Raw genomic sequence first — 21,780 nt, 5'->3', positions numbered from 1 at the left:
TGTCAGATGCTCACTCCTCCGACCTGACCCGGCCCAACGGGCACGGCTTGCCGAGATCCGCGACAACTTGATCGCCCGAATCACCGAAGCCGAGATGGAAGGCTGGCTCGGCGAGGTCGAGGGTCTCCAGGTCAGCCTGGCCGACGCCGAGGAGAAGCTGACCCAGCTCGATGCCGCCCTCAAACCGTCAATGATCCACCTGGGCCTGCCCACCTTCGGCGAGATCGCCGCACAAGCTACCTGGTCCCGGGTCCGCCAGGCGACTGGCGGAGCCGCTCAAGGTTGACGACGCGCGAGGACGATCCCTCCCAACCTGCTCTCGGCCGAGGTGAGAGTCTTGTGCGTCTCGACGGCGAAGCCAGCTTCGTTCAGCCACGCGATCGTCTGGTCATGCTGCCGGCGATGGACATAGACCTTCATCGGGCGCCCGCCATAGCCCTCAGTCTTCAACCGCGACTCATCGCCGACATGGAAGCTGAGCAGCAACGGCCCGCCGGGCCGAAGCACTCGACGGAAATGCGCAAGAACCGAGCTGATCTCGTCGTCAGGAATGTGGATCAGTGAGTACCAAGCGACCAGCCCAGTCACCGAGGCGTCGTCCAAGGTCAGGTCTGTCATAGAACCGAGATCGAACCGCACCCCAGGGTGATGGCGACGGGCTACATCGATCATCCCCGGTGACAGATCGATGCCGAACGCGTCCAGGCCCAGCTCCCGCAGGTGGCCTGTAATCCTGCCTGTCCCGCACCCCACGTCCGCGACCAGCCCGCCGCCTTGCGCACACACCAGGTCGGCAAACAGAGCCAAGATCGCACGTTCTTCCGGCGATTCATCCAATATATGACGTGTCAGCTCTGCGTAACTTGCAGCGACGGTGTCATAAGACGCACGCGTATCCGCCAGCCAGTCATCGGCGCTCAGTCCCATCTCCACCGATCGAAGACTACCCAAGTCATCAATCAGCGTGACGACTTACAGTAGTTCAGAGAAGCAAGCGTTGGCGTGCGGACAGGTCTTCACCATCGGCAATGAGCAATATCCGTTGGGAAGGGCCTGGGTTGCTCGGCCGACGCGTTGTTTGGCCCAGGCTGCCTCGGCGATTGGGCCGACGGGGTCGAGAGTGACTGTCTCGCCGGTGATTCCGACCTTGCGGGCGGCTTCCCAGTGCCGGCGGATGGTGGTGTCGGACAGCCGTGCGTAGCGGGCGGTCATCATGTGGGAGTCGTGATCGAGGATCCGCCGGACAACCTCTTGCGGAACGTCGCGGTTGATGAGCTGCGTCCCCAAGGTGTGCCGCCATTGGTGCGGCGTGATCCGAATTCGCTGACCGTGCTCGTCTTGAATGGCGCAGCTGTCCAGCCAGCGTTGCAGGGCGCGGCGATATGCCGAGCCGCCCATTGGTAGTCGGCCGTCGATATTGTTCCGAGGTTTCGGGAACAACATCGGAACGTCCTGCGGCCATTGGCTTTTCAACCGCTTCCGATGTTCGGCGATGGCCTGCTCCAGTTCGTCGTCGATCGGCACCAGTGCTTCGCGGCGCATCTTGTGGTTGAAATATCGCAGGTAGGGCGCGGCGTCGGCGTCGCGGACCACGCAGTCAACGGTCAGCCCAAGTGCGTCGCTGACCCGGAGTCCGCAGCGCATGAGGATCAAAGTCACCAGCCGATAGGCGGGGATGTTCCAGCGCTCGAGGTTGTCTGGGCGCTCCAGCTGCGCCATGACGTGGTCGCTGAGCGCTCGAGGCAGCCATTCACCTTCTTTGGGGTAGTCCTCGGGGAAGAACATGGCGTTGACCGGGAGCGTTGTGTCCCAGTCGTGTTGGCGGATCGCGGTCAAGAACTGGTTGAGCTGGCCGATCAGGTGCCGGTGCATGGTGCGCCCGCCGTAGGCGGCGTGCAGAAAGGCCAGATAGCGCTCGAGAAGGGGCCTGTCAACATCGGCCAAGCAGTCAGTCGGAGTCGGTTGTGAGGCGAGGAACGCGGCGAACTGGGTGACGGCGTTGGTTCCCAACCCTGCTGTGGCGGCGGTCTTTCCGGTCGAGACTCGCCACCGAGCCCAGCGCTTGGCCAGCTCTTTCAGCCAGCGCTGAGGGATGCCGTCGAAGTGGAGGTAGGCCTGATTGCTGGGTTGGCGGCGGGCTCCGAGGCGGCGCAGGTCCCAAACGTCCTGGCTGTATTCATCCGCCCAAGGGTCGTCGTGCTGGCGTTTGGTGCTGACCGGGGTTCGCCGCACCCCTGTGGCGGCGGTAATGCTGGTGACTTCGGCGATCGGATTCACAGCATCACCTTGTTTCCGGTGAACCAGCCGGCCTTTTCCAGCACTTGCCGAGCGTCTTCGACGGTGAGGTGCCCGTAAACGGTCGAGGTGACGGTCAGATCGGCGTGACCGAGGATTTTGGAGACGACCTCGATCGGCACTCCGTCGCGCAGCATCCGGGTGGCGGCGGTGTCGGCACCAGTGTGGATCGAAGTCGATGCCGGTCCGCCGACGCAGCCGACGAACCAAGTCGTAAACAGCTGGATATGACCACGGACGTCCGTGCCGTGAAGCCCAGAGATTGACGAACACGTAGTCCGAGTCCAGGTCCCCGTACTCGGTGTGCAGATAATCGGCATAGAGCCGGATCAGTTCCGCGCTGACCGGAATAGACCGTCGCCGTTGCGATTTGGTGCGTGCGCCGTTGTCGTTGTCCCGCGGCACCACCACGACCTCCCGTTCGGCCGCGGCCAGGTCCTCATGGCGCAAGCCGAGAGCCTCACCGACCCGCATTCCGGTCTCGTGCAGTAAGGCAAACAGAAACCGGTCTCGCAACCGGTCGCACGCGTCGAGAATCGCTTGCATCTCGGTGACGGTCAACACCCGTGGAAGCTTCTGCGGGGCCTTGAGCGCAATCGCCCGCTGTGCGTGCGCCGCGCCTTTGGTGATGTGGTGCAGAAACGGCTTCCAGCCGGTTCCGCGCCGCCCACCTGGCTGCCACGTCACCATCAATTCGCCCAGGTCGACGCCGTTCCGGGCGGCATGCTGGTAGAAGGCGCTCACCGCCGACAGCTTCCTGTTCACCGTCGATTCCGAGCAGTGATGCTCCACCGACGGCAGCACCGCCACCGTCCCGTCCCGGACCAGCGGCGGGCGCCGCAGCCAGGACGCGAATTCCGCGACGTCCTCCAAATGGACTGCCCGCCAGTCCATCTCGCGCTGACCGAGGAAGACGAACCAGTCTTTCAGATCATGGGCATACGCCTTGATCGTGTTCGGTGACCGCTCGATATCGGTCAGATACGCCAGATACCGCTCGACCGGCGCCACCGGCCCGTCGTCACAAAGGACCGTCCACGACTCACGCCGCGAGATCGGGGACAGAACCCGGACCACATACATCGCTCCTCCAAGGCAATTCGCGAGATCAACGGGCTGTAGATAACCACGTCCACCACGCGGATCCGAGGAGCCAGGACCTCCGTGCTCGACATCAACGACACCGCTCTGAAGGCTCTAGATAACGAACGTTACTGACCCACGGCCGTGTGCTCACGCGGATACGGCCGAATGCGTGGTGAGGTTCAGCGGTGTGGATGCGGTTGCGCGAGAAGCTGTTGCAGGATTTGGTATGTGGTGGTGATGCGTTCGGAGTCGGGCGCGAGGCGGCGGCTGTATTCCAGGCGTATCGAGAGTGTATGGCGGGCGTGGTAGACCCGGCGGCGCCATCGGGCTTCGGGACTGTCGTCGAGGGGGCCGTAGGCGGTCCAGAACGCGTCTCGCTCGGTGCCCGGCCTGCGGAGTGCCATGAAGATCGGCCAGTCGGCTTCGGGGTCTCCCCACCAGGTCCGGTCGTTGTCGACGATGCCGGTGATGATCGGCTGCCCTGCGTCCTCGGCGAGGATAAGGTTCACGATCCACAGATCGCCGTGCAGCAGCCGCGGAACGCGTATCTCATCGAGCACGTCGCGGTGGCGGTCGAGAATGCCGATCACCTGCCGGGCATCGTCCGCGTCCAGCCCTGCATCGGCCAGATCAGCGACCGCGCACTCGAACCAGGCGATCAACGCCTGACTCCAGGTCGGGTGGTGCGGGCCGGCGACTTGTCCGAATCCCGGCCCGGACACCTCGTGAATCGATCTCGCCCACGCCCCGATCTGCTGGAAGAACCCCGGCAGTTGGGCAGCGGAGTAGGTTTTCATTCCCGCTGGCGCCGGAATGCCGTCGAGCAGTGTCTGGAACATGTAGTCGCGTCCGATGACGGCATGGGTGAAGTCGATGCCGAGGATCTGGGGCATCAGTGGGGCGATCGGTGCGAGGTAGGGGACAGTGGAGTACTCGTTGCGCATCAGTTCCGGTTCAATGCGGTGCTGGCGTCGCGGCTCGGGAGCGACGCGCAGGATAACCGGCCGATTGGCTCCGATGTCGACTCGGAAAGTGTTGTTGTACATGCCGTCGGCCAGCTCGACCGCTGAGGTGATCCGGGTACCAGCACCGAAGCTCCGTGTTGCCATCGCCTGCAACTCGCGCTCGGTCGGTGGCTGCTGGAACGTGTCCGCATTTCGTTCGATCGGTCGATACTCCATCGACCCCCACTGTAGGCAACGATCAGGATCGACCGTCCAGCGGTGTCCCACTCACAAACTCTGGCCTTTCCGTGCCACCTACGAATATGAAAACACCGCCACTGAACGCTGCGAGTCACACTTCTTGTCCGCGAAGATCTTCTGGCATCCGGCCTCGCGGAGAGCGAGCATCTGCCGGTCGAAGTTCTGGCCCTTGTTGACACCCGTCCGTAGCCGACGAGCGCGCCGCCTCCACCGATCGGGTCGAGAGCATCGCCGTCGAGGACGAGCGCGGGCGGCCGGTCGAGGGTGTCGGTCATGCCCGGACTGTACGAGAAAGGTCCGACAGGACTTGTTGTACACCAACCTTTTTCGACACGTTGTCGCTTTTCGAAGTCCGCTTCACTATTTTCGAAGTCGTGTTCACTGGCGGGTTCTGCCGGGCCCGGATGCCATCTTGTGTTCCGCATTGAACGTGTAGGGCAAAACTTGCATTGGCGGAAATTCATGGTTGTTGGCCATCGATCCACACTCCAGGTGCCCCAGCCAGCATCCGCGGGCGCGGCCGGCGCGACAGCAACCGCGTAGAACATCACCTTTGACCGGGTTCGCCAGCGCTTGACGTATTCGCTGTTCGGCAGTCCGTTCGGGTTCGCCCTGAGAATGCGCCGAATCACCGCAAGATCGGGGCAGTGCTGGGTTTTGATGGTCTCGGTTCGGGTCTCGATGGTGGTCTCGGCGCGGTGCTGGTTGAGCGCGCGGTTGAGCAGTTCGACCGACAGCAGCAACGCGAGCTGCGGACACGCAGCCACCGCGACAGCGAACACACTCAGTAAACCCGGCTGGATCGTTCAGTGAGCAGGAGCCCGATGGCGCAGTCGCCGCCGTTCAGCGACGGAATTCAACCTCGCGACCACCCCAGCACCCCAGGACTTCCCGCTGGCATCGGCGCAGGAGGTGCTCACACTGCGCCGAAATATACACTGCCACAGCCGAATGGAGTGCCATTGCACAGCAGACAGTCGCACCAGCGGCGACTCGTGCAGCAGGCACTCCAGCGGCCCGCTTCGATCGAGTTTCGACGCTGGGCCGCTGGCGTATCCATAGGACGAGCGCTTCACGCCTGCGGCTGATACACCCAGCCGAGGGTCTCGCGGAACATGTCTACCTTGAACGTGCCCGGCACGTCGACAGCTGCGATACCGACATACCGATCGACCAGTGTCGGCGCAATCATTGGATTGTCGGGCAAATCTTGACCAGTACGGGCGTCGAGTGCGATGGGTCGTTGGCTGCTGTTGAGGCCATAGATCACGCCGTGATAGGCGGCGGTCATGGCGGGTGGAACGCGGCTGTTGTCAGATCCGAACTCCCACAGCGGTTTCGCGGGATTGGTGATGTCGAAGCCGAGGATCTGCGTCTTGTTTTGGCAGACGATAATCTGCCGCTGGTCGTACACGCATTGCCAGGTTTTCTTAAGCGGGTCCGCGGAGGGATCGCTCATGGTGTAGTGCGGTTGCCCGGTTACCGGATCGACCAGCTCAAATGCCTTGTAGCGCTCGATGAACGCGACGTTCGGTGTGTTCGCGGTCAGGTAGCGTGTACCGTCCCCCGCAACCGGTGCGGACCACATCTCACGGCCATCGTCGATCGACCGACCACGGCGCGCGTTGTGACCTGTCCCAGCTTTGCCATCGCCGATGACGGCATCGTCATTGGCGTATTCGGCCACGAATTCGTCTGCGAGCCATCGGATTTGGTGGGATTGTGGGTCGATGACCCAGGTGGCGTTCCGGTCCCCTGCGAGCAAAGGGGTTCGGCCGGTGATCACTACCGCGTTAGCGGTCACGGCCACGACCTTGATCGTGGCGAGGGTGGAGATGGGCAGTTGTCGACTGCCGGATGCTGCACCGAGGTCGATGACGGTGTTCCACAGCCGTCGACCGGTGCCGACCTCTACGGCGATGACCTCGATTGCCGCCTTCTCCGGTACCGTACCGCTGGCGGGGACGGACCCGCCGAACGCGGCGATCACTGTGTCGCCGTGCACGATGGGAGCGTGGATCACGCCGTGGTCACGGACGGGTGACGTGCCGATCGGCGAAACAGTAGGACTTGCCTGCCATGCTTGTTTCCCGTTCAGCGGATCGGTTGCGACCAGCGTGCCCTGTCGCGACGCGCACAACGCGGTTCCGTCATAGAGCGTGCACTCTCGAGACCAGTACTTGGGATCGGGGGTATTGATCTTCGAAACAGCCTGAGCGGAGAAGACTTTCGGGGGATCGAAGCTAGGACGATTGGCCGCGCTCGTCACCGTCGAGGTCGCCGGTGGAGCGCTTTGATCAGACCCACAACCCAGCAGGAAGAGTCCGCTCAGAAGCGTGCACACCGCAAATGCAACTCTCGCAGGGCTTGGGTGGACCGATGAGGTCCGAATTCGATCGAACATAAGCTCCCCCTTCTGGCGCGGCTGTCGCCGGGCAAGATTGTCTATCTCGTAGTCGCGACGACCTCGAAATCTCACGTGACCGCGCGGGCTACAGCGGCGGCAAGTCTATCCCGCATCCAGGCTGGACGCCGAATCACGAAATCGTGGAGTCCGCGCCGTTTGAGCTCCAGGGCCGTCGCCAGGCCGCCGAAGCCGGTGCCGATGATCAGTACCGAAGTCATCGCGCTCACCGGCCCGCGTAGAGAGCGTCGATGTCATTGGCGTATTTTGCGGCGATGGGCTTGCGTCGCAGTTTCATCGTCGGGGTGAGTTCGTCGCCGCCCGGTTCCCACGTCACGGGCAGCACGGTGAACTTCTTGATCTGCTCCACCCGCGCCAGCTTCGTATTCGCCTCGCGCACACCGGTGTCGACGGCGGACAGCACGCCGGGATCGGTGGCCAGCGACGCCGGCGACGCATCCAGGCCGTGCTCGCGGGCGTAAGCGGCGGCCGCCTCGGCGTCGAGGGTGATCAAAGCGATGACATAGGGTTTGTTGTCGCCGATGGCGACCACGGAGCCGACCAGCGGGCAGGCGACCTTCACGAATCCCTCGATCTTGCTGGGCGACATGTTCTTTCCACCGGAATTGATGATGAGTTCTTTCTTGCGCTCCACGATGCTGACGTAGCCGTCGGCATCGATAGTGGCGATATCGCCGGTGTGCATCCAGCCCTCGGCGTCGACCGCATCGGCGGTCTGTTCGGGGCTGTTGCGGTAGCCCTTCATCACGATGGGGCCGCGCACGAGCAATTCACCGTCGTCGGCGAGCCGCACCTGTACGCCGCGCGCGGGTGTACCCACCGTCCCGAGCCGCATCTTGCCGCGACGATTGAGCGTCGACACTGCCGACAGCTCGGACATACCGAACGCTTCGCTGATCGGAAGCCCCAGACCCAGAACAAATTCGTGCGCCTCGCGGGCGATCGGGGCGGCGCCGGTGGCGCCGGCGTCGAGCTGGTCGAGGCCGAGTTCGGCCCGGATCCTGGCCAGCACCAGCCGATCGGCGACCGCATGCTGTGCTTTCAGCAAGGGCGGGACCCGGCCGCCGGTGGTCTCGGCTCGCGCGGTGCGACGGCCCACGTCCACTGCCCACACGCCCAGGGCCTTTTTGACGGGGTTCGACTCGGCCGCCATTCGCGCCTCGATAGCGGCCTTGATCTTGTACCAGATCTGCGGCACGGCAAGGAACATTGTCGGGCGGGCGTCGGCGAGCGCTGCGACAATTTCCTTGTGGTTGGCCAGGTCGGTGACAACGCCGCCGTCGACCATCGGGAAGTAATGGCATGCCCAGCGGTTGATGATGTGGGCATCGGGCAGATACGAGACGACGCGATGTCGAACGCCGGGAGTGACCAACTCACTGGCGCCGTCAATGCTGGCCAGGATGTTCGCATGCGTCAGTTCGACACCCTTCGGGGCACCGGTGGTGCCGGAGGTGTAGATGATCGTCAGCACATCCTCTGGTGTTATCGATCGCCACGTCGCCTCGAAGTCGAAGCCCGGCAGGGGTTTTCGCTCGATCGCCGCGAGCGTCAGTGAATCCCGGTCGGTGCCGTCGACGACGATCACCTCCTCGACCGACCTACCCGCCGCGCGTGCGGCGCTGATCTGGGGCAGGAACTGCGACTCGGTGATCACTACCCGGCTGCCTGCGTTGGCGAGCAGGTAGGCGATGGTTTCAGGTGGGTTGGTGTTGTAGATCGAGAATCCGATCGCGCCCAAGTGCATGGCGGCGGTGTCCACCAAGTGGAACTCGGGCCGGTTGGTCAGCATGAGCGCGACCGTGTCGCCGTGGCCGACACCGAGATTCGCCAGCCCTGCGGCGATGGATCGCACGCGCTGAGCGTAGGTGCCCCAGGTAATCGTTTGCCCGTCGCCGGGTGTGCGAAGCGCGATGGACTCGGACAGACGGGTTGCGGTTTGCTGGAACGCCTCGCAGAAGGTGTGCGGTAAATGCGTGCTCATTGCTGGCTCCTATGCCGTGGTGGCGGGCGAACCCGCCGGGTATTCGAAGAAAATTCGGTGACTCACCGTCGGCGCCGCGGCCCGCGGCCGACACAGCGGGCAGCGAGCAATCTCGCGGCTGCTGCCGCACGGCGACAGCGGGCGGCGGCATCGGTCGCGCCTCGGCGAGCCAGTCGCGCCCGCCAGCCTCGGCGAACAGCGGTCCGTTCCGCCGCAGCAGACCGCACGTCGAGTTCGACTGGTCGAGGTCGTGCATCGGAATAGTCCTATCGACCGCCCCAGATGGGGGCACGTTTTTCGGCGAATGCGCGCACACCTTCGGCGGCGTCTTCGGAAAACAACCGGAGTCGGTGCCCGGGTCCTCCGCGCTTTCGCGGGTCGGTCGGGCTATGTGCGGTCAGGTCTTGGTATCCCCGCCGATCCAGATCCCGTCGTTCCTGTGCGAGATGGTCGTTACCGGCGCCGCGTCCGACGATGCAGCGTGTGCCATCGTCACTGCCGTTATCGACGACGATAACCTCGTCGATGGCCTCCTGCGCAACTAACCGCTGCAGGGTGCGCTCGATCACCGCGGCTTCGTTGAGCACTGGGACGACAACCGATAAAGCGTTGAAGAAAGCGGATCTGCCATGAATATTTCCATTTCAAATTTCTGGTCTTCTGGAACCGCACACTTACTTTGAGGGCAAATATCTATACCAGTGATGCCTGCGGTGCGCGGCGGTGTTCTTCGACATTTGCTTTCAATGCATCCGCTACAGCGCCACCACCCGGTACATCTCAGGCCGGTTCCGCGCGTGCACCCGCTGCGCCGACGATTACGAAACACGCTCAGACTGCGGCACCCTTACACGCGCAGGTCGCACCTGCGACTCCTGCACCCGCCGTGAGCACGTGTGGAACTGCAGCAACAAACCCGATCCCCGCTTCTACGGTAACGGCCCGCCATATCTGGGCATAAAACTGGAGATCCGCGCGTACTCGATCTTCTCCTCATCGTGGGCGACCAAACGTCCGGGGCGCCCGCCGGATGCCTCGGCGACCGAGCGGAGATACACGGGGCCTTCGGTGGTGAAGGTGCGCTCCATATCCGCGAATGTCGCCCCGCCCCATGTCCTCGTCGGCAGTGGCTATCAGCCGGATAGGCGATCGAGCACACCCCGATCCGGCGATCCCGTGGAAGGTGGACGAGGTTCTTCACCTCCCGCAGATTTCGGCCCAGCCGATCGAGGGCGTGCACCACCATTCAGTCCCCTACTTCGGCGATGATCCCACCCACTGCGCCGCCGATGACAAAGGCACCGAGACCACCCGAGAGCAAAAGCCGCTCCACTCGCGAATCTGGCAGCGATGTCTTTCATATGAATCCGAAAAGTCCCAAACGATTACCTCTTACACTATAAGAACCTGTTCCGAATACTACGGAACAGCGACTCTTACCATCGAAATAGGAGCCATCAAGGAGCCTCGGCCGCACCCATCTCGTCTACGGACCGGAGGAAAACTGGAATGGCCGACTTCAGTGGTCACCCAGCTACCTTGCCCGCAATCCCCAAGACAAACAAGCAAACATACGCACTCGTCCGTTAAGTGAATCTGTACAATCGTTTTGTGCAGCGCCGATACTGTCAGCGATGCCTTCATCATGGCCCGAGGTTATGCGCTTTCCCGTTGCAACCCAACAGCTTCCGGCATATCACGCCACCACACTCGTGCGCACCGGCACCGGCCGGTGCACACGTTTCCTTACGCGGAAAGGCTCAATATGCTCCACTCGTATACCCGAGAGAGTCTTCAATACCGGCCTGGCACAATCCATCTGAACAATCGTTGGTATCTACTATGGAGGGGTTCGGTGCAGTGAAGGATGTATCGGTCGAAGAGATCCGCCGTATATGGGACGGACGGCTGGAACCTGTCTCGTCAGACCTGTCGCCTGCAAACCTGCCATCGGCCACTCGCGACTTTCTGACATCAGTCGGGCTGCCGACGACCGAAGTCTTGGACATCACGTTCATCCACGGTGAACGGTTGGCCACGCCGCTTCAACGTGGGGACCGGAACTATCTGGTCTTCGCCGAGAACATCAATGACGCCATATTCGTGGTCGACCTCGACTCCGAGTATGTCTACCGCACCGACAAGGGTCGGGATGCGTACACAGACTTCTACAACTCCAACCTGAAGTTTTTCGTGTACTTCCATGGCCTGCTGCAGAACAACGTGTTGAGTCTCGAGGAGGTGACCCAGCAACTGGTTGCGAATGCCGTGAACGTTGTCTGGAATCTGCTGGAGGAGATGGATCCACGGGCGTTGGAACACGACACACCCTGGAACTGGACCCTGTCGGACTTATCGGTGGCAGTCGAAGCGGATTGGGACGCGGAACCGGAATGAGCGTTATCACGACACCACCTCGACAGTGACCCTGGTGCCAGCGAGTAGGCCCGCGCTCAGCGGCCCTGATGCTGGTGCTCACCAGAGTGTCATCACGGCCCCAGCGGGTGCCGATCCGAGCACATCGAGCGCACCGACTACGAGCAAGGGTGATCTACTCGGGCAGGTGGATCCTGGCGCATCACGGAATCGGTTGAATACCCAACTCTGGTTGGAGAACATGGCCTTGATCGCGTACAGATACAGCTGGCTCTCGCCGGTATAGTGCTCGGTAATATCGGCCAGCCACCCGATATTCGGGGCATCGGCGGTGCGCACCGCAGGAGTTGCCCTGCGGGTTCAACGGGAAAACGCTCCAGCCACGGCCTCCAGCAGCCTATGGCGGCGCGGAGCAAACCGCGATTCCTTCTCGCCGATCCCATGATCCGGTTAGCGCGATTTCTTCGGGATCTGTTGTCGCGCAGACCTGATAGCAATGAATCAACGACGCAAAACACATCGGCTACGGCCGTTGATGACATTGAAGGCACCTGAACCCACCCGTTGATATCATAAGGGGTATGCACCTGCACTGCCGAGTTCAGTAGTCGGCCTCGGCGGCCTCGGCGGCGAGTTCGTTGTTGGCGGGAATCCCCTGGCTGATCTGTAGCCGCGGAGTTGCGGCGAATGCTGTACCGGACCCGCGGGAGATGGCGGCGAGGATCCAGATAGCCCGCACGGCGGCTGGGTGGTCGGCTACGGCCTTCTTGATTGCCACCCCAATTTTCCTGACCGGAGTTGGACAGACCAACGGGACCGAGATCAGATTGTCAGGCAGACTGTGCGCAGCTAGCGTCGGCATCACTGTGATGCCGATCCCCGCGGCGACGAACGAAAGCGCGGTCCCGTAGTCCGGAATCTTGACCTCGAATCGCGGATTAAATCCGGCCTGCATGCACGCTGCAAGCAAGACATCACGGCTGGAACTGTGTGGGCGGTCGTTGTCCACCCAGGACCGCTCGGCCAGCTCGCCCATGGGCACCTCCCTCAGTCGGGCCAGTGGGTCGTCGGCACGGCAAACGACAACGTATGGGTCATCGACGAGTCGGTGTACATGCACTTCCGGGGAACGCTTGACATTCGGAGTTACAACGAAGATCTCGATGTCCTGCGCACCACTGGTGAATTCCGTCATCCGTAGATCGAGGTGAAGGTCAGGGAACTCGGCGCGCAGGGCGTCGACGAGCCGCGGCAGCCAGATTGCTCCGACCGAGCCGATATAGCCGATCGATAGGCTGCCGACTCGGCCGACACGGAGGGCGTTGACGACGCCCTCCAAGCGGTTCAATTCCTCGAACAGCATCTCCGTTTCGCGAGCAAGAGCACGCCCGACTGCAGTCGGTTCGATACCACGCCCCACCCGTTCGACGAGCCGGAGCCTGGTCTGACGCTGCAGTGCCGCGAGCTGTTGGCTTGCTGCGGAAGGTGTGTAGCCCAGCACGAAAGCGCTCGCGCGGATCGATCCGGTCGCGATCACGGTCCGTAGGAGACGAAGATGCGATACGTCAATCATGTTACCGCGCTATGACTTCGAGAGTACGCTGTGGAATGTCCGGGGTCGGCGGCGGTGATGCCAGCATGCGTGAGTGCGGCGACACCGGTGGTCCGGATCGCCGGGGAGGCCGCGAGTTCGGCGCGTTCGAAGACGAACCATTCGTTGCATGCGGACGCCCCGACCGCTACACCAGCGCCAAAGCCCGCAAGAACTACGCAGACATCTCCCCAATCACCCGCGCATCGGACAAGAAGAAAGTGGCTCTGGCCCGGTTCGTACACAACGACCGGCTCATCGACGTCCTCGCCACACAAGCGTTCTCCGCGCTGTCGTGGTCCCCGGGCGCCCGCGCCTACTACGACCGGCAGCGAGCCCGCAACGCCGCCCTGCGCCAACTCGCCAACCGGCTCGTAGACATCCTGCACGGCTGCCTCAAAACCGGGACCCTCTACCACGAAGCCGCGGCCTGGCCCCAGCATGTCGAGAAGGATACTGCTGCTTGACATTCAAGCTCCTGGGATGTCTTTGATTGACCCAACGTGATCAGCTACTTTGGATGCTCGCCTGAGTCATGGCACCCATCAGAACAGATTCAGCATGTTCGGCGACCCCAGGACAGACAAGGTCTAGGGAATCGAGAGTGCGTCGAAAGCCGAGGTCGAACCGACAAATCCGGCGTCCGAACCGGACAAGCGATCAGCCCCATCAGTCCCCCGGACCAGCTCGTAGCCGATGGCGCGGAGGGCATTCGCTGGAGTGTCGACGGCCGGACGCTCGTACAGACACTTGAAGAAGTCATGCACGGACCCATCCAAATTCGCTTCGTACACCCCAGGTCACGATGGCGGTGTTGACCGCGATGGTGCTTGTACCCACGCTCTACGTTGGACGCCGTGTCAGCCGCGGCCGCAGCCTTGTCGGTCGGTCGCGACCATCGCCGGTGACGCGGGGAAACCTGGTGTGCAGCGGCTTTCACCGCCGATCTCGGGTCCACCGTGGCGCGATGACCTGCCCATGCCGCCGACGGCTGATCGAACCCGCACCTCAGGCGCTGTCCGTCCTGTCCCCACTATTCCCGGCTTCGGGGAACGAAGGACTCGTTCAGCTTGGCAAAGATTTCCGACCGCTGGTCGCTCGCATCGCGAGCCGCCTGCTGGGCGGCCCAGATGATCAGTCGCGCAACTTCGGCGGGCGGTCGCGATGTTACCGAGTCGGTCAGCGTGAGACCGGCCAGCGCACCCATGCTGTTCACCTCCGCGCTCACCGATCCGTCCGAGGTGGTGAATACGGCGTGCACCTGCTCGAGGCCGTGCAGCGCGGTCTCGAGTGCTTCCAGCTCCGCTGCCGCGCCAGCGACCACGGCGTCCATCTCCGAACTCATACCGGCCTGATCCAGATCGTCGGTTCTGTGTCCTCATCGCCTATACGGTCCAGCTCGTCCATCGCCGCTTGGCGGGTCGGTAGCCCGAGCTTGTCCATGATGTGATCGGGTGCCCCGGCCTCGGCTAACATCTCGCGGTGACGAGTGCGCGCCGCGATCGTCGCGCGACGCGTCAGCCGTAGGATCTCATCGGCCAATGCCTGTGCACCGTAACGGTATTCGCTGTGCTCGAAGGTGATCTCGATCGGCATGCCCTGATCGGTGGCGAGTACGGTGACTGTTTCGGCTCGGTTGGCGCTGCGTGCCACCGTGACGGTGGGGAGTTGCGGTCGTGTCGTCATCCGGTGGGCCTGCAGAAGCCCAAGAAGGTCATACCTTTGTTTTCTGTTCGAATACCACTGATCGCCACTGGATTACCCGCCTCGATGATCTTGCCGTTGCCGATATACATGGCGACGTGGCCGGTCCAGCAGGCCAGATCGCCGGGCTGCACGTTTGCGCGGTCTACCCGGGTACCGACGTTGAACTGGTCGGCCGCCACCCGGGGCAGCTCGAGACCCGCGTCGTGGTATGCCCACTTGGTGAATCCGCTGCAGTCAAACCCCGACTCGGGCGAATTGCCACCCCAGGCGTAGGGGATGCCTCTCCGCCTGATCGCCTCGCGCACTGCGTCTGCGGCTGTTTTGTTCGGGGCCTGCGCGGTGCTGCCGTCGGGCAGCCAGATCGTAAGCTCCTCGTCGATCCCTGGTGCGGGATTCGCGGGGGGCGGGATGAGCCCTCCCATCGACGCGATGTGCGCCTCCAATTCCGAACGCACCCCGCCGACTACCTTGAGCGCCTGGCCCGCATGGTCGATCGCGGAATTGACGATCATCCTCAGGCCCGCCGGAGTGACAGCGGCAGGCCCGGCCGCCTGTACGTTCGAGACGAACGATTGCAGGATCGCATTGACCTTCTGTTGCCCGATCTGCACGTCGGCTGCCGCCCGGCCGACCACATCGGCGACGTTGTTGCCGCGGTCAGCAATGGTCGCCGCAGAGGCCTGCAACATCATCGCCGTGTCCCTGGCGGCGAGGCCGCCCTGTCCGGTCCAGGTGGAACCCACCTGATTGATGCTGTTGCGACCGTCCTCGTAAACCGTGTTGATGGCGGTCGAGGCGTTGCGTAGGGCGGCGGTAGGCCCGTCGGCGGGCAGCGCGCCGGTGCCGAAGCTGTTGTGCAGGTCGACGATCGGCTTCGCCAAGGCACTCAGATCGATCATTGGCGAGCCCTCTCGCCGAGCGCGCGCAATGCGTCAGCGCCGACCCTCTCGGTGTCGATGTAGTCGGCGGCCGCTGTGGTGGCAATGCCACCGATTCTCGTATACGCCTTGGACAGTTTACGGATGTCCGCTGTGTGCTCGGCGTGCACGGCGGACAACGCGGCGAGGAAATCATCGCCGATCAGACCAAATGTCGAACGCAACTGCGCTGGGGCGGCACCCGCGACGGCATCGCCGGCAGCGGCCGTTTCGGTAGCCATGGTGTGGGCGAATTTTCCGAATACAGCGACATTTGTGGTGTCCACCGAGAGCTTTTCCATCGACCTTCCCCCATTGCTTTCATCTAACTTCCCCATTGTCTTGCTCCAGGCATAATACATCATTCATTCACCTACTCGGCGAATCGGATCAACGGCTGGCATCGAGTGTGGATAGGTAAACGGGGGCTCCGGGATGAGGTGGCGTCCATCTAGCAGGACATCGACGCAGATTCGGCCTGCAGGAGTGGTATGGGGTGCATCTTCCCGCCAGCCGAGTTTCGTGGCTGCCTCGACCTGAGCCGCAGATCGCCCAGCGCCTAGTCAATGTGTTCCTTCTCAGATGTCTTCTGCTACTCGCTCCTCGACCCCAAGTAGTCGGTCATCGCGCTCGATGATCCGCAGCACCCGTCATCCGATTCCGACGTCGGCCCAGGTGTGAAACGAGCATCACCCGCCCCGGGATTATGGAAATAGTCAACTGTCCAGCCCGCTGTGTTGAGTCTTGGTGGTTCACTCCTGAAAACCAGTGTGAACTCCGTATGCCCCAAGTCGGCACAGATTGCGGTATGGAAGCGCTGCGCACCCTCTTGTTCTAGCATCGCCCCGTCGACGATGTGGATATGCACCCCCCAGTCGTGGGGAGGCTCCTCTGCCATGGTTTTCGCCACTGCAGTGGTCGCGATAGTGATCCTGGACTGCACTGCGGTAGCTGGGGCCGCACCGGGGACCGGGCAATATATTCGACAAGTTTCGCGCAGTGTTCGACAACGCGTCTTCGCCCGCTCGAGACCGCGCTGCACGGCCTTGAGCGGGTGCACGGTGTATTCACCACCTCGATGCGCCCGCTGATCTGCCGAGGCGTCGGTGTTGTGACGTGGAAGGCCTCCGGGGTCGTGCCCGCAGTGCGTCGCGGTGTCGAGGCGGTACTATCCCTCGACAGCCGGACTGGGCAGCGAATCCGACGATTTCGCCATGGACAGTGGATCCGCGATGTCCTCGAGCGACTGTCCCTCGGCGTTCACGCCGAAGAACCAAGCAACCACACCACCGAAGATCATGGCTCCGGCGCCGATGACATATCCGCACGTGAGCGGGAGCCGGTCGGGATTCGCATTGTCGCCGCCGCCCACCAGGTGACCGAACAGATACGGCGCGACGACACCACCAGCGCCTTGGGCGATGGCGAAGAAGAACGAGATGGCTTGGCCGCGTAGTTCCAGCGGGAAGATCTCACCGACAGTGAGATACGCCGAAGACGCGCCGGCCGAGGCGAAGAAGAACACGACACACCAGAAGACAGTTTGGGTGGTCGCGTTGAGGATGCCCGCATCGAACGCCCACGCGGAGGCCAGCAGCAAGAGGCCGGACCCCACATATGTCGCGCAGATCATCTTCCGGCGGCCGATGCTGTCGAAAAGCGGGCCGAGCACCAGTGGGCCGATCAGGTTGCCGACGGCAAACGGGAAGAAATAGTAACCGGTGTGATCGCTCGGCACTTTGTAGAAGTGGATCAGCACCAGGCTTGCGGTGAAGAAGATCGCGTTGTACAAGAACGCCTGCGTGACCATCATCGTGAATCCGAGAAAGGAACGGCTCGGATACCGACCGAAGAAGATGCGGGCCATCTGAACGTAGGACAGTTGATCCGTATCGACGATGTCCAGGGCCTTGCTCTCGTCGACCGGAGGAAGTTCGACGCCTTGACTTTGCAAGCGCCGCTCGATTTCGTCGACCGTTCGTTCGGCTTCGGCGGCCTTTCCGTGGGTGAGCAGCCAACGCGGGCTCTCGGGGATCTGCCTGCGCACGAAGATGATGATCAGTCCGAGGACGGGGCCGATGAAGAATCCGATCCGCCATCCCCAGTGGACCGGAACGTAGTGCTCGTTGAAAAGGAACAGGCTGGCCGCCGCGCCGATCGCCGCGCCGCACCAATAGGTGCCGTTGATGGCAATGTCGACCCGGCCCCGATATCTGGACGGCATGATTTCGTCGATCGCCGAATTGATCGCCGTGTACTCTCCGCCGATCCCGGTGCCGGCGATGAAGCGGAAGAGGTACAGCGACCAGACATTCCAGGAGAGCCCTGCCAATCCGCTGCCGATCAGATAGATCGCCAAGGTCAGGATGAACAGTTTCTTGCGCCCGAGTTTGTCGGTGATCCGGCCGAAGACCAGTGCGCCGACGACCTGCCCGGCCAGATACCACGACGCCGTCGCGCCGACCTGCCCGCTCGTCAGGTGCAGGGTCTGAGCGTTCTCCAGTTGTCCCCCCATGCTGCTGACAATCTGGATTTCCAAGCCGTCGAGAATCCAGGACACACCGAGGCCGACGACGATGAGCCAATGGAATCTCGTCCACGGAAGCCGGTCCATCCGGGCTGGTACCAGGCTTCTGACTACGTGCATTTGCGTTGACACTACACAATCACCTCAATTATCTAAGAGTGCTAGTTTGTCCATGGGCCGACGTTGGTATTGGAGAGAATCAGATCGATCTTCGCGGCCCTGTCCTTCCAGCGCATCGCGTTGGCAAGGAGCGCATCGGAAGGGGTACGATAATAATCTCCGGCCGCCGTCTTCAATTCTTCGGCAAGCCTGCTCCCGATGTAACGGCGGACCTCGGTGGGAGCGGAAGCCCACTCGTTGATCGGCACCGCATTCCTGAAATCCTCTTGTGACTTGTCCCAGTTTGCCGCGACCTTCCGGTAGAAACTATGCATCTGATGTGGGGCGCTGCGGTTCATCGGGCGGGGAGCGAGGCGATAGAACATCCTCGCCGCGTCCGCGAACTGACCGATATAGGCGGATCTCTCCACGGCATTGGGAAGGTTTCTAGCGTTGTCGACGAGCTCCAGGGCAGCGGCGACCTTGGCCAGCGGATCGTATTGCAGCGGATTTTCGTCGGAAGTCCTGTTGACGCGACTGTTCGCCTCGATCGCATAATTGATCAATTCGTGGGAGAATCTGGCGTTCCGGAGTGCGCCATTGGCGTCCGCTCGGTCGCCACCGAGATCGAGGACATGCCTGATCCCTGCCGCCGCCGCCCACGCGTTGCGGCCGCCGAATTCATCCGTCGCATCTCGCGCGGCGGCATCGTGTGCATTCTTCGCTAATGTGAGCCGCGACATCCAGCTCCCGGCAGCCCGGGGCGGCACTCGTCCGAGCAACAACTCGTAGTTCAGATAGTTCATATCCTGCATTTGCTTCGAAAAGTATGTAAGAGGCGTCGGCCGACGAAAGATCCACGAAGTCACGGGGCTGGCATTGATGGCATTGAGGTCCCCCGTCCAGCGCATCGTGGTGGCGGCGAGGTGACCCGGCGACAGGGTGTAGCGCAGGCTTGCCGTATCCATCCCGGTGGCGGCGCCGCCTGCTGCGGCAGGTTTGCCGGCGAGCGTGGCACGAATCTGCTCGGCCACCCGGCTTTGACCGCCGATGAGGCTGAGATCGAGGCGCCGCAGCAGCGCGAAGCCCGCGATCATCACCATTCCGCCGACGAAGATCACCGACATACCGCTGCCCGAGGCGGCCCGGAACATGTCGCCCAGCACTAGGACGTAGACACCGAGGTACACGGTGTAAGCCACCATCGACAATGCGTCACCGACGATGTCGACCAGGTTGCGGATCAAGAACGTCTGGGTTGGTCCGTAGATGAATCCGCCTGCGGCGAAACCGAAGATGGCCAGGATGGCGTGATAGATCGAAGACAGTGCGGCCAGGAAGATCTTTATCGCCAGGTAGGCCGCGAACAGCAGCAGGATCGTCCCGAAGATCAACAGCACTAGGCCGGTGCCGATCTGCCCCATACTCGGATTTTCGATCTTGGCACTCGCATACGTGTCTCCGCAGTCGTTCAAGCCTCGCGCAACTCGCGACTTGCTGCCGGCCAGTACTCCCGATGACCAGGCTGTGCGGCAGTTCGACGAATCATCGACAACGTGCCCGAAATTCCATACCTGTAATGGGTGCCGCGCAAAATTGTCGCCCAAAGTGGCATTCAGGCTGGTGACGATGGAGTCCGCGTCCGGACTGGCGTCGCCGTTGAGTCCGGCCGCGACTGAGATCCCGACGTCGCGGCCCTGGGCCAGCAAGCCGTGCGGCGACAGCACGTCGGCCAATGGCCGCGCCAGGTAGGTGGCGCCGAGCACGGCGACCGTCAGCATTGCCACGACCTGCAACGCGGCCTTGGCGTGATATCCACGCACCACGAACCATGCCACGAAGAACGTGCCGATCGTTGACGACACAATCAACATGATCGGCGTGGCTATCTGATGCGTGAGGCTGTCGGCGACCGCCGTCAACGCCTTGTCCAACCCATCGAGCCATCGGAAACTCACCGCTTCGTCGATCAGCCAGATAGCCGAGATCACGACGACCATGAACACCGTGAATTCCAGGCCCAGCACCAGCGACAGCCCGGCGTCCTCGGGATCCAGGACACTGCCGTCGTTGGTGGCGAACAGATAGTCCGACAACGGAATTCCCGACGAATCCTTGACACTTGTCCAGCCGAGCCCATCGATGGCCGACATATTTCCGCTCGAGGCAACCGTGCCGACACGGGCGGCGGCTACTCCGCTGAGGACGGTCCAGATCACTAGCAGAACCTGACCGATGGTCAGCAGCCGGACGACCGTACGCCGGCGACGAGTGGCGTTGGCCCACACTCGACATCGCCCTAGCACCGCTCGCGGCGCCCAATACTCCGGCTCCCACACCTGATCCCAGTCCGGACTGGGATCAGAATGGAGTCTCGACACACGCACTGGCATCGCTGTTCACCGCCTGACCCAAGGAATCCAAAGATTGCGCTTTACATCACGGCAACGTTGACGCGCTATTAATCGTGCCGTTACATAGCGGCCCGATAAAATGTGACGCGGAGTACCGGATACGTTCGGATGGCGCGACCTTCGGTGAAAAATCCGAAGCGGCAACGGAGCCGAGACCGACTCACCTTTGCAGAGAGCTTATCCATGCTGCTGTTGACCTAGCGCGACAGTTGGAGAGTAAGAACTTCTGGCAGTTGGCCGATGCTGCCGTCGTGGAGCCGGACGGGCTGTAGCATTTTCTGAACCGGTCCCGATGGAGTGCCGATGAACTGCGGGATCGGGTCCGCGCGTGTGTGTCCGAAGCTCTCGCGGGTCCGGACGGCGTCCTGGTCATCGAAGAAACCGGGTTCGTCAAGAAGGGGCCGGATCGAACAGCCTATTGTCCCCTGTGTTCAATTGATCACCGTCCGGTACGGACACGAGTAATACCGCGCTGACCTCGGCATTCGTTATGATTTTAGACTCTACTTGTTGCGCGCCTCGGGCCGGTGACGCACGCTAAACCTGTTCTGGCGTACTTGCGACCCACGTGCATTGTTGGGTGCTCGATGCATTTGATCCGACCTTCGCACGTCTGGCAGGTTTCCCCGATGACCATGATCATTACAGAGGATGTTCTATTGCTGCTGCACAGCAGCGGATCCTTGTTGGGTAGTGAGGATACTAATGCCGCAGCCGAATATATTTACGCCCAGTTCGCCGAGCCGCCTGGTGGCAAACGGTTTCTCTACGACCGGCCGACCCGGATCAGATCGACGGCCAGGTTGTTGGACTTCTTAATCAGGCGGGTCGGCATGAGGCCTTTCGATGCCGATCAGGTCGATGCCATCTTCCGCGCTATCGGCACCTCCCATGCCCGTGCCGGTTTGCCAATCGAGTTACTCGATGAGGGCACCGAATCTTCGCTCGCTGCCTAGCCAGAGTCGTTCGCGAACGAGGCAGAGTATGGACTCTCGAATACACCCGCGCCTGGGAGGACCTCATTGGGGAGGGCATCGAGATCCAGAAGCGCGCCTACGAGTTCGACTGGCAACCGATTTTCGAGATCGATCCCGAACTCACACACGGTACGACCGCGGCTGAGCTCTAGGTTCGGTGTCGCCTTTGTGTAGTTG

The 21,780-nt window shown here is 62.2% G+C and carries 19 protein-coding genes and 2 pseudogenes; 5 read left to right on the top strand and 16 right to left on the bottom strand.

The window, feature by feature from the left end:
* Positions 1-67 precede the first annotated feature (67 nt).
* Positions 68-286, top strand: coding sequence for a hypothetical protein (locus ACQP1G_RS16785; RefSeq protein WP_433204837.1), 219 nt, complete (start codon positions 68-70; stop codon positions 284-286).
* On the opposite strand, the gene ACQP1G_RS16780 is transcribed toward ACQP1G_RS16785, so the two are convergent.
* From ACQP1G_RS16780 to ACQP1G_RS16745, 8 genes and pseudogenes are all read right to left on the bottom strand, one after another.
* Entirely contained in the window at positions 277-927 is a 651-nt protein-coding gene (locus ACQP1G_RS16780; protein ID WP_433208581.1) for a class I SAM-dependent DNA methyltransferase, read from the bottom strand. The genes ACQP1G_RS16785 and ACQP1G_RS16780 overlap by 10 nt on opposite strands.
* Positions 928-972: 45 nt before the next feature.
* A pseudogene (locus ACQP1G_RS16775) lies at positions 973-1,656 on the bottom strand (tyrosine-type recombinase/integrase); the annotation flags it as partial.
* Between the two features lie 617 nt (positions 1,657-2,273).
* Positions 2,274-3,378: pseudogene (locus ACQP1G_RS16770) on the bottom strand (site-specific integrase).
* A 182-nt stretch (positions 3,379-3,560) separates the two neighbouring features.
* A complete protein-coding gene (locus ACQP1G_RS16765) occupies positions 3,561-4,562 on the bottom strand; it encodes a phosphotransferase family protein (protein WP_433204834.1) in 1,002 nt (333 codons plus the stop codon).
* Positions 4,563-5,658: 1,096 nt separating this feature from the next.
* The gene (locus tag ACQP1G_RS16760) at positions 5,659-6,990 is read right to left on the bottom strand and encodes a PQQ-binding-like beta-propeller repeat protein (RefSeq protein ID WP_433204831.1); all 1,332 of its coding nucleotides are present in this window, start codon (positions 6,988-6,990) and stop codon (positions 5,659-5,661) included.
* A gap of 71 nt (positions 6,991-7,061) precedes the next feature.
* Complete coding sequence (locus ACQP1G_RS16755; RefSeq protein ID WP_433204828.1) at positions 7,062-7,211, bottom strand: FAD-dependent monooxygenase; 150 nt, start codon at positions 7,209-7,211, stop codon at positions 7,062-7,064.
* Between the two features lie 5 nt (positions 7,212-7,216).
* On the bottom strand, positions 7,217-8,995 hold the full coding sequence (locus tag ACQP1G_RS16750) for an AMP-dependent synthetase/ligase (RefSeq protein ID WP_433204825.1): 1,779 nt from the start codon (positions 8,993-8,995) through the stop codon (positions 7,217-7,219).
* Between the two features lie 266 nt (positions 8,996-9,261).
* Positions 9,262-9,630 (bottom strand): glycosyltransferase, encoded by a 369-nt coding sequence (locus ACQP1G_RS16745; RefSeq protein WP_433208578.1) that lies wholly within the window; start codon positions 9,628-9,630, stop codon positions 9,262-9,264.
* Between the two features lie 1,207 nt (positions 9,631-10,837).
* Between ACQP1G_RS16745 and ACQP1G_RS16740 the strand changes: the two genes are divergently transcribed.
* Positions 10,838-11,392, top strand: coding sequence for an SUKH-4 family immunity protein (locus ACQP1G_RS16740; RefSeq protein WP_433204822.1), 555 nt, complete (start codon positions 10,838-10,840; stop codon positions 11,390-11,392).
* A 78-nt stretch (positions 11,393-11,470) separates the two neighbouring features.
* Here the strand turns inward: ACQP1G_RS16740 and ACQP1G_RS16735 are convergent, their stop codons facing one another.
* Complete coding sequence (locus ACQP1G_RS16735; RefSeq protein WP_433204819.1) at positions 11,471-11,710, bottom strand: hypothetical protein; 240 nt, start codon at positions 11,708-11,710, stop codon at positions 11,471-11,473.
* Positions 11,711-11,972: 262 nt separating this feature from the next.
* Positions 11,973-12,944 (bottom strand): LysR family transcriptional regulator, encoded by a 972-nt coding sequence (locus tag ACQP1G_RS16730; RefSeq protein ID WP_433204816.1) that lies wholly within the window; start codon positions 12,942-12,944, stop codon positions 11,973-11,975.
* A gap of 11 nt (positions 12,945-12,955) precedes the next feature.
* Here ACQP1G_RS16730 and ACQP1G_RS16725 point away from each other — a divergent pair, with 11 nt between their 5' ends.
* Positions 12,956-13,429 carry a hypothetical protein gene (locus ACQP1G_RS16725; RefSeq protein WP_433204813.1) on the top strand — a complete coding sequence of 158 codons (474 nt, stop codon included), beginning with the start codon at positions 12,956-12,958 and terminating at the stop codon, positions 13,427-13,429.
* A gap of 566 nt (positions 13,430-13,995) precedes the next feature.
* Here ACQP1G_RS16725 and ACQP1G_RS16720 read toward each other — a convergent pair.
* The 6 genes from ACQP1G_RS16720 to ACQP1G_RS16695 all read right to left on the bottom strand — a co-directional run bounded on the left by ACQP1G_RS16720 (position 13,996) and on the right by ACQP1G_RS16695 (position 20,500).
* On the bottom strand, positions 13,996-14,307 hold the full coding sequence (locus tag ACQP1G_RS16720; RefSeq protein WP_433204810.1) for a YbaB/EbfC family nucleoid-associated protein: 312 nt from the start codon (positions 14,305-14,307) through the stop codon (positions 13,996-13,998).
* The gene (locus ACQP1G_RS16715; protein WP_433204807.1) at positions 14,304-14,648 is read right to left on the bottom strand and encodes a hypothetical protein; all 345 of its coding nucleotides are present in this window, start codon (positions 14,646-14,648) and stop codon (positions 14,304-14,306) included. Before ACQP1G_RS16715 ends, ACQP1G_RS16720 begins: the two co-directional genes overlap by 4 nt.
* The gene (locus ACQP1G_RS16710) at positions 14,645-15,550 is read right to left on the bottom strand and encodes an NlpC/P60 family protein (protein WP_433204804.1); all 906 of its coding nucleotides are present in this window, start codon (positions 15,548-15,550) and stop codon (positions 14,645-14,647) included. Before ACQP1G_RS16710 ends, ACQP1G_RS16715 begins: the two co-directional genes overlap by 4 nt.
* Positions 15,551-15,564: 14 nt before the next feature.
* Complete coding sequence (locus ACQP1G_RS16705) at positions 15,565-15,951, bottom strand: type VII secretion target (protein ID WP_433204802.1); 387 nt, start codon at positions 15,949-15,951, stop codon at positions 15,565-15,567.
* An 803-nt stretch (positions 15,952-16,754) separates the two neighbouring features.
* The gene (locus tag ACQP1G_RS16700; protein ID WP_433204799.1) at positions 16,755-18,233 is read right to left on the bottom strand and encodes an MFS transporter; all 1,479 of its coding nucleotides are present in this window, start codon (positions 18,231-18,233) and stop codon (positions 16,755-16,757) included.
* Between the two features lie 41 nt (positions 18,234-18,274).
* Positions 18,275-20,500 carry a hypothetical protein gene (locus ACQP1G_RS16695; RefSeq protein WP_433204796.1) on the bottom strand — a complete coding sequence of 742 codons (2,226 nt, stop codon included), beginning with the start codon at positions 20,498-20,500 and terminating at the stop codon, positions 18,275-18,277.
* 404 nt (positions 20,501-20,904) lie between these two features.
* Between ACQP1G_RS16695 and ACQP1G_RS16690 the strand changes: the two genes are divergently transcribed.
* Both ACQP1G_RS16690 and ACQP1G_RS16685 read left to right on the top strand, forming a co-directional pair.
* The gene (locus ACQP1G_RS16690; RefSeq protein WP_433208575.1) at positions 20,905-21,102 is read left to right on the top strand and encodes a transposase; all 198 of its coding nucleotides are present in this window, start codon (positions 20,905-20,907) and stop codon (positions 21,100-21,102) included.
* 153 nt (positions 21,103-21,255) lie between these two features.
* On the top strand, positions 21,256-21,582 hold the full coding sequence (locus ACQP1G_RS16685) for a hypothetical protein (RefSeq protein WP_433204793.1): 327 nt from the start codon (positions 21,256-21,258) through the stop codon (positions 21,580-21,582).
* Positions 21,583-21,780: the final 198 nt, after the last annotated feature.

It is taken from the genome of Nocardia sp. CA-107356 (genome assembly GCF_050946365.1).
Lineage (GTDB): Bacteria > Actinomycetota > Actinomycetes > Mycobacteriales > Mycobacteriaceae > Nocardia.
The sequence above is the reverse complement of the archived record's forward strand: the minus strand, read 5'-3'. Positions and strand labels throughout refer to the sequence as shown.